Annotated in this window: 10 protein-coding genes; 6 read left to right on the top strand and 4 right to left on the bottom strand. The window is 44.5% G+C overall.

Going from position 1 to position 14,839, the window contains the following annotated elements; all coding sequences use genetic code 11:
* Nucleotides 1-17 precede the first annotated feature (17 nt).
* From nuoC to ndhC, 3 genes are all read right to left on the bottom strand, one after another.
* Nucleotides 18-1,793: an NADH-quinone oxidoreductase subunit C/D gene (gene nuoC / locus AK824_RS03780; protein WP_057758925.1), complete on the bottom strand. Its 1,776-nt coding sequence runs from the start codon at nucleotides 1,791-1,793 to the stop codon at nucleotides 18-20.
* Between the two features lie 152 nt (nucleotides 1,794-1,945).
* Nucleotides 1,946-2,614 (bottom strand): NuoB/complex I 20 kDa subunit family protein, encoded by a 669-nt coding sequence (locus tag AK824_RS03775; protein WP_057758923.1) that lies wholly within the window; start codon nucleotides 2,612-2,614, stop codon nucleotides 1,946-1,948.
* Nucleotides 2,615-2,789: 175 nt separating this feature from the next.
* Nucleotides 2,790-3,413, bottom strand: a complete 624-nt coding sequence (ndhC, locus tag AK824_RS03770; RefSeq protein ID WP_057758921.1) for an NADH-quinone oxidoreductase subunit A — start codon at nucleotides 3,411-3,413, stop codon at nucleotides 2,790-2,792.
* Between the two features lie 828 nt (nucleotides 3,414-4,241).
* Here ndhC and AK824_RS03765 point away from each other — a divergent pair.
* The 5 genes from AK824_RS03765 to argB all read left to right on the top strand — a co-directional run bounded on the left by AK824_RS03765 (nucleotide 4,242) and on the right by argB (nucleotide 11,404).
* Nucleotides 4,242-6,275, top strand: coding sequence for a UvrD-helicase domain-containing protein (locus AK824_RS03765; RefSeq protein WP_057758919.1), 2,034 nt, complete (start codon nucleotides 4,242-4,244; stop codon nucleotides 6,273-6,275).
* Nucleotides 6,276-6,425: 150 nt separating this feature from the next.
* Entirely contained in the window at nucleotides 6,426-7,829 is a 1,404-nt protein-coding gene (mgtE, locus tag AK824_RS03760) for a magnesium transporter (protein WP_057758917.1), read from the top strand.
* A gap of 190 nt (nucleotides 7,830-8,019) precedes the next feature.
* The gene (gene dut, locus AK824_RS03755; protein WP_057758916.1) at nucleotides 8,020-8,484 is read left to right on the top strand and encodes a dUTP diphosphatase; all 465 of its coding nucleotides are present in this window, start codon (nucleotides 8,020-8,022) and stop codon (nucleotides 8,482-8,484) included.
* A 137-nt stretch (nucleotides 8,485-8,621) separates the two neighbouring features.
* A complete protein-coding gene (locus tag AK824_RS03750; protein ID WP_057758914.1) occupies nucleotides 8,622-10,415 on the top strand; it encodes a phosphohexomutase domain-containing protein in 1,794 nt (597 codons plus the stop codon).
* Nucleotides 10,416-10,492: 77 nt separating this feature from the next.
* A complete protein-coding gene (argB, locus tag AK824_RS03745; RefSeq protein WP_057758912.1) occupies nucleotides 10,493-11,404 on the top strand; it encodes an acetylglutamate kinase in 912 nt (303 codons plus the stop codon).
* A 126-nt stretch (nucleotides 11,405-11,530) separates the two neighbouring features.
* On the opposite strand, the gene AK824_RS03740 is transcribed toward argB, so the two are convergent.
* The gene (locus AK824_RS03740) at nucleotides 11,531-11,902 is read right to left on the bottom strand and encodes an arsenate reductase (RefSeq protein ID WP_057758910.1); all 372 of its coding nucleotides are present in this window, start codon (nucleotides 11,900-11,902) and stop codon (nucleotides 11,531-11,533) included.
* A gap of 211 nt (nucleotides 11,903-12,113) precedes the next feature.
* On the opposite strand from AK824_RS03740, the gene leuS reads away from it, so the two are divergent.
* Nucleotides 12,114-14,801 (top strand): leucine--tRNA ligase, encoded by a 2,688-nt coding sequence (leuS, locus tag AK824_RS03735; protein ID WP_057758908.1) that lies wholly within the window; start codon nucleotides 12,114-12,116, stop codon nucleotides 14,799-14,801.
* Nucleotides 14,802-14,839: the final 38 nt, after the last annotated feature.

Here is a 14,839-nt window from a genome sequence, read left to right as displayed (position 1 = left end):
CTTTTGAAGCAGCGGCTCTAACGATCACAATCCGCCATCACAATATCAATCGATGCTAGGTACATAATGGCATCAGAAACCAGCGAGCCATTGATGACCGATGGCATCTGTTGCAAATGCGCAAATGTCGGCGTACGAATACGGGTGCGATAGCTCATCGTGGCCTTGTCTGAGGTGATGTAATAGCTGTTCAGACCTTTAGTCGCCTCAACAATCGTTGTACATTCGCCCGCTGGCATCACAGGACCCCAAGATACTGAGATAAAGTGATTAATCAGCGTTTCGATATCATTTAGCGTACGGTCTTTCGGCGGTGGTACGGCCAGTGGATGATCCGCTTTGTAAGGGCCTTGTGGCATATTATCCATACATTGACGGATAATACGCAATGACTGACGCATCTCTTCGACTTTGACCATACAGCGATCATACGCATCACCATTGTAGCCAACTGGCACTTCAAAATCGTAATTCTCATAGCCCATGTATGGACGCGCTTTACGCAAGTCGAAGTCAACGCCTGTCGCGCGCAGACCAGCGCCAGTCACGCCCCAAGCAAGTGCTTGCTTAGCATTATATTGAGCAACACCTTGGGTACGGCCTTTGAGCACGCTGTTTTGCAATGCTGCTTTGACATATTCGTCCAAGCGTTTTGGCATCCAATCTAAGAACTCACGCACCAAGCGCTGCCAGCCACGTGGCAAATCAGCAGCTGTACCGCCGATACGGAACCAAGCGGGATGCATGCGATAGCCAGTCACGGCTTCGATAACGTCATAGGCCTTTTGGCGATCGGTAAACATATAGAATACTGGGGTCATACCGCCCGCATCCTGAATGAACGTACCGACAAATAGTAAGTTATTGGTAATACGGAAAAACTCGCTCATCATTACGCGGATGGTTTCAGCGCGCGGTGGAATAGTAATTCCAGCAAGCTTTTCGACCGACATGATGTACGGCAGCTCATTCATCACACCGCCGAGATAATCAATACGGTCGGTATAAGGAATAAATGAGTGCCATGTTTGACGCTCAGCCATTTTTTCTGCGCCGCGATGGTGATAGCCGATATCAGGGATACAGTCGACGACTTCTTCACCATCAAGCTGTAATACCAAACGGAAGGCACCGTGAGCAGATGGATGGTTAGGACCGATGTTCAAGAACATAAAGTCTTCATCACGACCTGAACGCTTCATGCCCCACTCTTCTGGGACAAAACGTAGGTTTTCTTGCTCGTATTGTTGCTTGGCGGTATTCAAGAAATACGGGGTAAATTCAGTCGCCCGCGCATGATACTCTTTACGCAGTGGATGACCTTCCCAGTATTTTGGCAATAAAATACGGGTCAAATGCGGATGACCTGTAAAGACGATACCGAACATGTCCCACACTTCGCGCTCATACCAGTTGGCATTTGGCCAAATATTGGTGGCGCTCGGTACATTGACATCGTCTTCGCTCAGCGCAACCTTGATACGTACATCACTATTGCGCTCAAGCGACATCAAGTGATAAAACACCGTAAAGTCACTGTCAGGCAAACCCGCGCGATGCTGGCGTAAACGCTCATCTATCGCTGATAAGTCAAATAGCATGACATACGGCTTAGGCAGTTTGCGCAAGAATAAGAGAATGTCTAATAAATCAGCACGCGCCACCCAAACCGTTGGAATCTCATCCACAGTCTGCTGCACGACAAATTTACCAGCATACTTTTGCTCCAGCTCTGTGATGACTGCTGGGACGGGCTTGATCTTAGGATCTATGTTTTCGACTACCGTGACCATGAATGATGTATTCCTTCATTAATCATAACTGAACTATGTTAGTCATAACCGAACTATGTCAACCATAACTGAGCTATGTTAATCATAACCGAACTATGATAAGCGCATAAAATATTGAAACTGTTGCTACAAGTCTAAATGCTGTTTGAAACTTAGATGCTGTCTGGGCTACGCAAGTTTTTGACAGCGATACGATCTGCCTGCTTACGGTCACGCTCAGGCGTCATTTGCGGCTGATAGACACCTTGCTCATTGACATGGATACCTAACGGGCGACGCTCTTTAGTAATAGATTCTTGTAACAACATCAAACCCTGAATAAGCGCTTCTGGACGCGGCGGACAACCTGGCACGTAGACATCAACAGGGATAATCTTATCGACGCCTTGTACAACAGAGTAGATATCGTACATGCCGCCCGAGTTGGCACAGGCACCCATAGAGATAACCCATTTTGGCTCAAGCATTTGCTCATATAGGCGCTGAATAACAGGGGCCATTTTGACAAAACAAGTACCAGCGACGATCATGACGTCCGCCTGACGAGGCGAGGCACGAATAACCTCTGCCCCAAAACGTGACAAATCATGAACAGCGGTTAAGGTAGTAGCGTATTCAACATAACAGCAAGAAGTACCAAAGTTAAATGGCCAAAGTGAGTTCTTACGCCCCCAGTTTGCTGTTGAATGAACGAGGTCTTCGAGACGACCCATAAAGACGTTTTTATTCACTTCATCTTCGATAGGATCGTTGACCGTTTGACTGGTCTGTGCAGGATAGGTATCTGCATCGGGGTTGGCTTTTGTTAATGTGTATTTCATAACATACAACCTTCATATTAGGTTTGGCGTGGCAATCATCTTGCTCACGCTGTCACCATAACTTTTATGATAAATAAGTGGCTAATCATCAGCGATCATTAATACAAACAGAACTGACGCCTTTATGCTTTGCTGCTCGTCTTTGCAAACGCTATAAGCTGAGCATCAACTGCTATTAACGTTCAGTTTTGTCCTGCTGAGCAGACGTCGAAAAATCCACAGAAGTAACGTTACCCGTGGTATTAATATGATCGATGTTTTGTAGATGACGACGATTGGTCTCAATATTGTTTGAGACATTGATTTGACCGGATGACTGCGCGGGCACTTTACCTGTCGGATCGACCATTAGCTCATGAGCACCATCAAACTTGGTGATGTCTGCTAAATTAAAGCCTGCAGGCGCCGCATATAAGCGTGCTTTTTTGCGTAGCTTGTCAGCAGGTGCCCAGTTCATCGCACCCAAGCTCAGCTCATAAATCAAACCGATAATCAGAATAGTGATAAACGTGCCAGCGGCGGCAAAGCCAAGCCAGCCCGCCTCGCGTACTGACACAGCATAAGCGTAGAGATATAGCGCCTCTAAATCAAAAATCACAAAGAAGATTGCGACCAAATAAAATTTGGCAGACAAACGAATACGGGCGTTGCCAGATCCGACAACACCCGCTTCAAATACTTCTTCCTTTTGTGAGCCTTGAGAGCGACCGCCAAGTAAGCGCGGTACGACCAGCATAAAGACAACTAGCCCAATGGCGGCTAAGATAAAAGCAATGGCTGACCAATTAAAAGCAGACATGATAATACGTGCTCCTCACCCAATCGAGTGTTAGACACAGCGCAAGCACTGACCCACTTAGGCCATGTTGCGACAGGTATAACGCAGACGAAAACACAAAGTGACTTTATTTAAGTAATTGTCACTGCACTTCAGCAACTGTCACTGTGTTTAAGTAACTGTCATTGAGTCACATGTTAGGTATTTTGCTGGTAACAACCAATTATCAAGCTTATTGACGACGATGTCAGACGTGACCAACTGTAGAGATTCCGGTATGCGCGCGGATAAAGGCTGGTCGCCCAACGCATCTTCTAACAACGTAAGATCAACGTATTAAATCAATATCATATCTGACTGCTTACTTAATTGATTTAATAGCTCATTACACGTGGTCAACAATGACGTGACAACTGGCATAAATTATTTACGTACTATACGCATATCAGTGCCTAAAAGCTAGTTTTTAACTGTATTGAACGGTCACTTTCTGTGTAAAAAAAATGTGTTTTTTTTACTATGAATTATGATATAGACCTTACCTTATATTAACCCCAAATCCGTACTTTTGGCTACGAGCAAACACTGCCACGCTATTTGTCAAAAATCAAGTGTCTGAATACCTCACTTTCATCACCCAAGTCCTCCCCCAAAGTGAGTATTTTTGCTTTATAATGACCCACCAGATTTTTATGATATGCCATCATCAAACCTTAAATTCTATTATTCTTATAATAAAGATTATTAAAATATCGCAACGATACGAATTTTGATGATGCGCGCTGCGTTTATCTATCTTTTTCATATCAGCGCTACCCTCTTTTTTGCTTTTGTCTTACAGGTCACGTTATGAGTCAACTCAATCCCAAACAACAAGAAGCCATGCTCTACGTATCTGGTCCATTACTTGTACTTGCAGGTGCTGGCTCCGGTAAAACCTCTGTGATTACTCGTAAGATTGCTTACCTAATCCAAGAGTGTGACATGCCAGCTGAGCGTATCACCGCCGTGACCTTTACCAATAAAGCAGCACGTGAAATGAAGGCGCGAGTTAGCAAACTGCTACCAAGCGAAAAAATGCGCGGGTTAACGGTATCGACCTTTCACCAATTTGGTCTACAATTTTTGCGCTATGAGCTGATTCATACCCCGCTAAAAGGCAATTTTTCTATCATGGATAGCGATGACAGTAAGCGCCTCTTGATGGAGCTGATGATGCGCGACAACTTGAGTGGCGCTGAAAGTCGCGAGTTGGTCGGTAAAGCCATCAAAATGATTTCCGATTGGAAAAATGACTTGGTCGAGCCTGATAATGCGATGGAAACGCTAGACGATCCAGAAGACATGATTTTTGCGACGCTGTATGCGCTTTATGAGCGTAACTTACGTGCTTATAATGCGGTCGATTTTGATGACTTGATTGTCTTGCCAACCAAGATATTACGTGAAAACAGAGAGCTGCGAGACAAATGGCAAAACCGTATTCGTTATCTATTGGTCGATGAGTATCAAGATACCAATACAGCGCAGTATGAGATGATTAAATACTTGGTCGGACCGCAAGGTCGCTTTACCGTAGTTGGCGATGATGACCAATCTATCTATGCGTGGCGCGGGGCAAAGCCCGAAAACATGGCACTGCTCAAAGAAGATTTTCCAAAACTGAAAATCGTTATGCTTGAGCAAAATTACCGCTCAACCACGCGTATTTTGACCTCTGCCAACGCCGTTATTCTAAATAACGAGCATTTATTTGAGAAAAAACTGTGGTCAGATAAAGGTCAAGGCGAAAAAATCCGCATCATTAATTGCCGTAATGACGACGATGAGTCTGAGCGCGTCGCCAAAGAAATCGTCACCCATAAGCTGCGTTTTGGTAATGAGTGGGAGCAGTATGCAGTACTCTACCGCAGTAACTTTCAGGCACGTATGCTAGAGGCACAATTGCGCCAGCTACAAGTGCCCTATAAGTTATCGGGCGGTCAATCATTCTTTGCGCGTAGTGAAATCAAAGACATCATGGGCTATCTACGCCTGATTTTGAACCCCGAAGATGACAGCGCATTCTTGCGTATTATCAATACACCTAAGCGCGGTATGGGACCAGCAACGCTAGAAAAACTCGGTTTGTTTGCGCAAGAGCACAGCATATCGTTACTGGCATCTTGTACCCACGCTGGTCTGACTCATGTATTGCCATCAAAGGCTTATGGTACGATAAAAGAGTTTGGTGAATTCATCGAGCACTATACGCGTGAGCTGGATCAACACCCAGACCCTGTGCCGATCGTACGCCAGATGATTGATGAGACGGGTTACATTGATTTTGTCCGTAGCGATGCCAAAACGCCGCAACAAGAAAAAAACCGTATTGATAATATTGATATGCTGTACACCAGTATTCAGTCGTTGATTAATCGCGCTGAAGAAGACGAAGATCGCACGATTGATACCATCATTCGTAAGCTGGTTTTGCTTGATATGCTCGAACAGCAACAAGAAGAAGAGAACACTAACAAAGTCAACTTGATGACCTTACATGCGGCAAAAGGTTTGGAGTTTGATTTTGTTTATATCATGGGGCTTGAGGAAGAGATGCTACCGCATCGCAACTCTATTATGAGTGAGACAGTCGAAGAAGAGCGCCGTCTGATGTACGTGGGCATTACTCGTGCACGCCGTGAGCTGACATTGACGCTCGCGACCCAACGCCGTGCTGGTGGTCAGATGCGCGTTACCTCAGAATCAAGATTTTTGGATGAGCTACCTGAGGATCATATTGACTGGCCTGCCAAAGCGAAAAAGAAAAAAGCGACCAAAGACCCAGAAGCCGTCGCTGATGAATATCTGGCCAATATTCGAGCGTTATTGGGTAAGCGTTAATCTTAATCAAAACATTTAAGCATCTGAGTAATAAACACTTAAGTAAAACGCTCAAGAGAACACGCTTTAGACTGCGTAAAAAACGATTGTTATAATCGTTATTGTTCTTTATATACTGTAAAAAATTGACTGTAAAAACTTGGAACACTTATGCCTACCCCGACGCCCAATCAGGAACGAACTGCCATGCTGTCAGGAGACTATAATTCGGCCGAATATAGTGCCGAATATAAGCTTCTGTATCTGCAGGGCTTGGTTGCTGATAAAGCATACGAGGCCATTACTGAGTTTTTGGAAAAGCAGTCCGAATATGAGATTGCCAACCTACTAGAATCCTTCCCAACTCAAAACCGTCTGTTGATTTGGGCGCAAGTGCCAGAGCATATCAAAGGTGAAGTGCTTGCCGAGCTAGATGTCGATACACGCCAGCCATTGATGGAGAACATTTCTTCTCAAGAAATATCCTTGTTTACCCAAGACCTTGATGCTCAAGATATCTCTGAGATTTTGGATACTGTCACTGAGAGCGTACGTACCTCGGTTATGGCAACGCTGGACGAAGAGACGCGGGTTCAAGTCAATAAGCTTGATACTTATGCTGATTGGGAAGTTGGTAGCTATATGGATCCCGATATTATCCAGATAAGGGATGATATCTATTTGACGGATGTGCAAGAGTGGCTGCGTGAAAACGACGACCTGCTCGATGACGAGAGCCAAGAGCTGCTCGTTGTCGATCAAAGCCAGCAATTACTGGGACTACTGAGTCTAGTAGATTTAATCAAGCATAAACAAAATACATTGGTCTCGGAGCTGATTGATACCGCCATTACAATTAATGATCGCTTGGATATTCAAGATGCCGCCGCGATTTTTCGTTCAGAAGATATTCGCTTTGCCCCCGTAATCAATAGCCATGGCGAGCTGGTTGGTCAACTAAACGGTGAAGACATCATGGAGATTATCCAAGATGATGTAGACAGCACCATGAAAAACCTTGCTGGTGTTAGCCAAGATGAAGAGTTGTTTGCCCCCATCCTAACCAGTGCTAAAAGCCGTAGCGTTTGGCTAGGTATCAATTTATGTACTGCCTTATTGGCCGCAGCAGTGATTGGACAGTTTGAAGAAGTACTAGCACAAGTCGTGGCGCTAGCGATATTGATGCCAGTAGTCGCCAGTATGGGCGGTATTGCTGGCTCGCAAACGCTGACGGTTGTTATCCGCGGGATGGCGATGGGTCAAATCGGTGGTTCGAACCGTGTCTGGCTGTTGAATAAAGAGCTGTGGGTAGGTGCGATAAACGGTATCATCTGGGCGATAATTATGGCGTTTATTGCTCAGTTATGGTTTCATGATATTAAGATCAGTGCCGTCATCGGTTTTGCCATTGCAATCAACATGACTGCAGCTAATGTCTCGGGGATCAGTATACCGCTGATGCTAAAACGAATGAATATCGACCCGGCTCTATCTGCTTCAGTTATCTTAACGACCGTCACGGATATCGTCGGCTTTATGTCCTTTTTAGGATTGGCTAGCGTATTGATACTTTAGTTAAATGCTGAATTGCTGAATTGCTGAATTGCTGAATTGCTGAATTGCTGAATTGCTGAATTGCTGAATAATTAAAATATAGAATTGTTATTTGTATAAAAATTTCGAATAAGATTTATTTAAACCTTAGTTCAGGGCCCTAGTTTAAAATCATAATTTAAAAACCATCAAATCGTTAAGTGAGTGTGTTATGCAAGCTGTACAAGTTAAAGTGGTAAACCCTAAAATTACTGAAGATAAAGCGTTTTCTCTACCAACTCGTGCCACTGATGGCAGTGCAGGTATTGATTTGCGCGCTTGTATCGATGAGCCATTAACGATACAAGCAGGTGAAACCCATTTAATTGGCACAGGCCTTGCGGTTTATATCCAAGACCCTAACTATGCAGGTATGATTTTACCGCGTTCAGGTCTTGGTCATAAGCACGGTATCGTCTTGGGTAACTTGGTTGGGTTAATCGATGCCGACTATCAAGGCGAGCTGATGGTTAGTATTTGGAACCGCAGTGGGGATGACTTTGTTCTTAATGTAGCTGAGCGTATGGCACAGTACATCGTGGTACCTGTTGCGCGTCCTGAGTTTGAAGTGGTTGCAGAATTCAGTGATGAAAGCGTACGCGGTGCGGGCGGGTTTGGACACTCAGGTCGCCAATAGTAGCTATTTTTTTGGTCAATTTTTCTGACAACTTTTTAGATAGCGTTTAAGGTTTTGCTTAAGCTATATCTAAAACCTTGCGCTATTCATTTTTATTTATCATTGAACATCTATCACGGTTATAAGGAGAATAAGCAATGCCACCTTTCGCGGCGCAACAATCCTTATTCCGTGCTTATGATATTCGCGGCGCCAACCAGTATTTTACTAGCAGTTTTATACAAGCGTTAGGCGATGCGTTTGCTACTCTCTATAATACGCAAGATAGCCAACCGTCTCTAAATATCAATGCTAGTACCTCTGTTGAGACTAAGCAGAATGTTGTCGTTATTGGTTATGATATGCGCATTGGTAGTGAGGCTATTGCACGTACGCTCTCTACTGTAATAGCTCAGCAGAGTTTACGTGTAATTCAACTAGGTCTGGTTACTACGCCGATGATGGCATTTTGGGCAGCGCAATATCAAGGCCATGGCATAGTTGCAACAGCGAGCCATTCTGCCAAAGACATACTAGGCATCAAATGGTTGGTGAATAACAAGTCCCCTAGTAGCTCAGAAATAAAGACGCTTTATCATCAGCTAACCGCTCATCATAGTTGTCACGCTTATCCCGATAATCAAGCTAACAACCCTATCTTGCATTCAGAAAACATTGATAATAACTACGACTCAAAATTATCAATTGATTTGCTTGAGCAACTACCTACTCATCAAGTAGCAAGCGTTTATATTGATGCTATTGAGCGGGTATTTGATCAACTGCTTCAGCATAATCACTCGTTAACTGAGGCCAGTCAGAGAAATACTCATAAGCTTGATTTGGTCATAGTCATTGACTGTATGCATGGCGCAACTGGGCGTATTGCTCAACGCTTGTTTGAACGTTTTTGCCGACATGTTATTTTTCTCAATGATACACCAGATGGTAATTTCCCCCTTGGTAATCCAGACCCTACCGAACCAAACCGCCTAAACGAATTGCAGCGAGCCGTTGTTTTGCACGCAGCAGATATAGGCTTGGCGTTTGATGGCGATGGTGATCGTTTAATGATCGTTGATAACAACGGCAAAATAGTTACGCCCGATCATTTGCTCTATTTATTGGCACGTATTGCTATTACTGAGCACCCTAACTCTCTTAGCGACTCTTTATTAGCATCTGAAGTTCTTTTCGATATTAAGTGCGCCCATCATTTACCAAGACTGTTATCTGAGCTTGGTACTACACCTGTGATTAGCAAGACTGGCAGCAGCTTTATGCGCCAGCAAGTACAGCATCCTGACAATCAGATTGTCTTCGCTGGTGAATTATCAGGGCATTTCATCTTTAATGACAGCCGCTTTATCCCTTATGATGATGCGATGTATGCCGCATTACGGTTGCTACATTGGCTTGACCAAACTCATAATAATATTAATGATAAAAAACCACTAGCAGATATCATCCAAAGCTTGCCCACTATAGTCAGTACTGCTGACCATTATTTGCCAATGCCGCAGACGACTACTACCGACTGCTCTCTCGTAGAGCAATTAACGAGATTTTGTCATTATTTGCAGCATCTAGTAGATATGTCTACTCATACTGACTCTTCATCTAGTCAGCAGCGAAAGAACCCTTGCTTGCCCGCCACAACATGCAAGTCATCAGCGTGTACTTGCGCTACTGCGAAGGCGCAAATAGCATTAAAACAGAGGCATGAATTATTACCTGTAGGAACCAAGCTGAGCTGTATCGATGGTGTGCGTTTAGATTTTGCGCATGGCTTTGGCGTACTGCGTCAATCAAATACCAGTAATAGCCTGACCGCGCGCTTTGCGGGTGACAGTATAGATGACCTAAAAGATATTCAGGCAACATTTGCCGCTTTATGCCGACCATTTAACGCAGCGCTAGCAGAACAGATTCTTGCTATTCCTGCGGAGTAGCCTCATAAAACATATCACTGTCTCATTAGACATAATAGAAAAACAATCAATTTAAAACCGGCCCTTAGGAGTTTGTAATGACGCTTAATTTAGATGATGCCAAAAACACCGCTGAAGTATTGACCACTGCTCTACCCTATATCCAGCGTTTTGTTGATAAACTCATCGTCGTAAAATACGGTGGCAATGCCATGACCGACCCTGAGCTTGAGAGCTCATTTGCTCGCGATATCGTTTTGCTAAAAACCGTCGGTATGCATCCAGTAGTCGTACATGGTGGTGGCCCACAAGTTGACAACCTCCTAAAAGAGCTCGGACGTCAATCAGACCGTATCGATGGCATGCGTGTCACTGACAAAAGCACCATGGATATCGTAGAGATGGTCTTGGGTGGTAGCGTCAACAAATCGATTGTTAGCTTGATTAACAAACATGGCGGTCGCGCGATCGGTCTTACAGGTAAAGATGCCAACTTGATTCAAGCAAAAAAACTGATGATGGAAAAAATTGGCGCAGATGGTATCGCTGTACCAGTTGATTTAGGATTCGTCGGTGATGTGGTCAGTGTTAATAAAGACGTGATTAATATGCTCATTGCCTCAGATTTTATCCCCGTTATCGCACCACTTGGCGTTGACGCTGAAGGTAACACCTACAACATTAATGCTGACCTAGTCGCGGGTAAAGTAGCGGAGTTTTTACAAGCAGAGAAACTGATGCTATTAACCAATATCAAAGGCGTATTGGGCCGTGATGGCGAAGTGGTGACTGGACTCACGCCAAAGAAAGTCGATAGCTTAATCGAAGATGGCACTATCTCAGGCGGCATGATTCCTAAGATTCAATGTGCACTTGATGCGGTACGTAGCGGCGTCAAAAGTGCGGTAATCGTTGATGGCCGTGTTCCTCATGCGACCTTACTTGAGATTTTTACCAACGAAGGGGTTGGTACGCTCATTAGTCGTGAGATAGACTCATCGTTGAGCTAGAAAAATATAGCAATACTAGATTAAAAAAGCTAAGTGTAAAAAAGCCCGAGTTGATATAAGCGCTCGGGCTTTTTTGTGCAGTTTTATCTTTAATAATGAGACTGGCTTAATTTTTATAGCTCAAATTTACGAAAAAACTTTATCAAACTCCGTTTCATCGAAGCCGCATAGTAATACTGCTTGATCTTTATCTGCCGACTGACCTTCTACAATCGGACGTTTAATCATACTGGTGTTTTCCACGAGTAAACCTATCGCGGTGTCTACACTAGCATCAGCTGCTTGCTTTTGACTGTCGTCTAGCTTGCGCCATGTCGTACCACGCTTATTGAGCACTTTTTCGATACCTAGCTCATTTACCCAGCGCTGTACTGTTTCTTTATTGATACCTTGTTTCTTATAATCATGAAAATCATAGCTGACATCTAAATCGTCTAGCTTAGTGAACGCTTTTTTCATCGTGCTACAAGACTTGATACCGTAAATGGTGATGGTCATGATAAATCCTCATAAATATTCATTAATTTGTCTATTATACCTAAGGCTGACTAGATATAGAGAATGCATTACTTTTAATCGTCAAACCTAGTAAGCAACTGCATCATATCGTCGCAATTTTCGCCAAATTACGCTATGCTATGGCATTGTCAAATTCCACCTATTTTGATCAGTATCAAACAAATCAGTATCAACCAATTTCGAGCCGACTATGAGCAATGCCGTGACAGCAGACCAAACAGAAAACAACTATTATAACCCACAAGCGATAGAAGCCGCGCAGCAAACCAAATGGGCCACTGACAAGCGCTTTGAAGTAAGCAATGAGCCAAGCGACAAGCCAAGTCGTTACATGCTGTCGATGTTCCCTTATCCAAGTGGCAAGCTGCATATGGGCCACGTACGTAACTATACGATTTCTGACGTATTGAGCCGTTATTATCGTCTCAAGGGCTATGAAGTCATGCAGCCAATGGGCTGGGATGGTTTTGGCTTGCCAGCTGAAAACGCAGCAATTGCCAATCAAACGCCACCTGCGGCATGGACATTTGCCAATATTGACAGTATGCGTGCGCAGCTTAAATTACTAGGCCTGTCTATTGACTGGTCACGTGAGTTTGCTACTTGTAGCCCTGAGTATTATCAGTGGGAGCAGTGGTTATTTTTGCAATTGTACAAAAAAGGCCTAGTCTACAAAAAGCTATCGACGGTCAACTGGGATCCTGTTGACAACACTGTCTTAGCAAACGAGCAAGTCATCGATGGTAAAGGCTGGCGTAGTGGTGCTGCGGTCGAAAAACGCGACATCCCAATGTATTACTTCAACATCACTGACTATGCTGATGAGCTATTGGATGATTTGGATCAACTAGAAGGTCACTGGCCATCTGAAGTCCTGACCATGCAGCGTAACTGGATTGGTCGTAGTGCTGGTATGGAAGTGCACTTCCCTTATGAGCTTGCTGGTGAAGAAAACACCTTAGATGTGTTCACCACTCGTCCTGATACGTTGATGGGTGTGACTTATGTCGCTGTTGCCGCAGAGCATCCACTTGCACAGTATGCTTCTGAGCAAGATGACGCAATCGCTCAATTCTGTGCGCTTTGTAAAAAAGGCTCAGTAGCTGAAGCAGATTTGGCCAAAGCTGAAAAAATCGGTATGGATACAGGTCTAACCGTCACTCATCCTCTAACTGGTGAGGAAGTGCCAGTTTGGGTCGCTAACTATGTACTGATGAGCTACGGCTCAGGTGCGGTCATGGCGGTACCAGCTCATGATGAGCGTGATTATGAATTTGCGGTGAAGTACAACCTACCGATCAAGCGAGTCATCAATGTGCCTGACGGTTATTTTGACGAGCTAAAAGCAGATGCCAAAGCGAACGATAGTGAAGTGAATCTTGCTTATACCGAGCGCAATACCTTGGTTAATTCAGGTGAGTTTGACGGTCTAGACTTTGAGCAAGCGTTTGAAGCCATGCTAGCCAAGCTTGAGCCAAAAGAGCTGGCTAAGAAAAAGATCCAGTATCGCCTACGTGATTGGGGGGTTTCTCGCCAGCGCTATTGGGGCTGCCCTATCCCAATGATCAATTGTGAGCATTGTGGTACGGTGCCTGTTGAAGAGCAAGACCTACCAGTTGTATTGCCAACCGACGTCGTACCTGATGGTCGAGGTAATCCACTTAAAAATATACCAGAATTTGTTAATACTACTTGTCCTAAATGTGGCAACCCTGCTGAGCGTGAGACCGATACCTTTGACACATTCGTAGAGTCAAGCTGGTACTATGCACGTTTTGCTAGCCCAAATGACGCACAAAACATGGTCAACAAGTCTGCTGCTAACAAATGGTTGCCAGTCGATCAATACGTTGGCGGTGTCGAGCATGCGGTGATGCATCTATTGTATGCACGCTTCTTCCACAAGCTGATGCGCGACGAAAACTTAGTCACAGGCGACGAGCCATTTGCCAATCTAATGACCCAAGGCATGGTGCTTGCTGGTACGTTCTACCGCGTCAATGCGGATGGCAGTACGACCTACTACTTTGCAGAAGATATCGATATTGACTTCAACGAACGCGGTCAACCCATTAAAGCTATCTTGAAGTCAGACGGCCAGCCAGTGACGATTGGTAAAATCGAAAAAATGTCGAAGTCAAAGAACAACGGCGTAGATCCACAGCTAACCATTGATAAATATGGTGCTGATACGGTTCGTCTATATACGCTATTTACTGCGCCTGCGGATCAAACGCTTGAATGGTCAGATGACGCGCTAAAAGGCCCTTATAACTTTGTGAAAAAAGTATGGCGCATTGCAACCGACCACATGCAAGCGCTAACAGCCGCTAATATCAGCATTGATACGCTTAACAGTGCTACATTGAACACAGACGGTCTAAGCAAAGAAGCCAAAAACTTACGCCGTAAAACGCACGAAACAATTGCTAAGATTGATAGTGATTTGGGTGATCGTCTGGCATTGAACACGCCAGTATCAAGCCTGATGGAGCTTGCCAATGAGCTGACTGGCTTTAACGCGAGTAATGAGCAAGAGCTACACGTCAAACACGAAGCATTGACCAATCTGCTGATTATGCTATCTGTATACGCGCCGCACGTTGGCGAGCATCTGCTTGAGCAGTTGGGTCTTGATACTTTAACGTTGGACTACCCAACCGTGGACGAAAGTGCGCTGGTACAGGACATGATCACGATGGTGGTACAGGTCAATGGTAAAATGCGTGGTAAGATGGATGTCGCACCGAACAGCGATCCTGAGCAGCTAAAAGAGCAAGCTCGCACCATGGAAAGCGTGGCAAAATTCATCACAGGCGAGATCAAAAAAGAAATCGTCGTTCCTAACAAACTGGTTAACATCGTGGTTGTAGGCTGAGGTATCTTGAGCTAAGTATTTTAGGCTTAGTGCTCTAA

The sequence above is a fragment of the Psychrobacter sp. P11G3 genome (assembly GCF_001435845.1).
Lineage (GTDB): Bacteria > Pseudomonadota > Gammaproteobacteria > Pseudomonadales > Moraxellaceae > Psychrobacter.
Note: the sequence above shows the minus strand (reverse complement) of the source record. Positions and strands in the feature narration are given on the sequence as shown.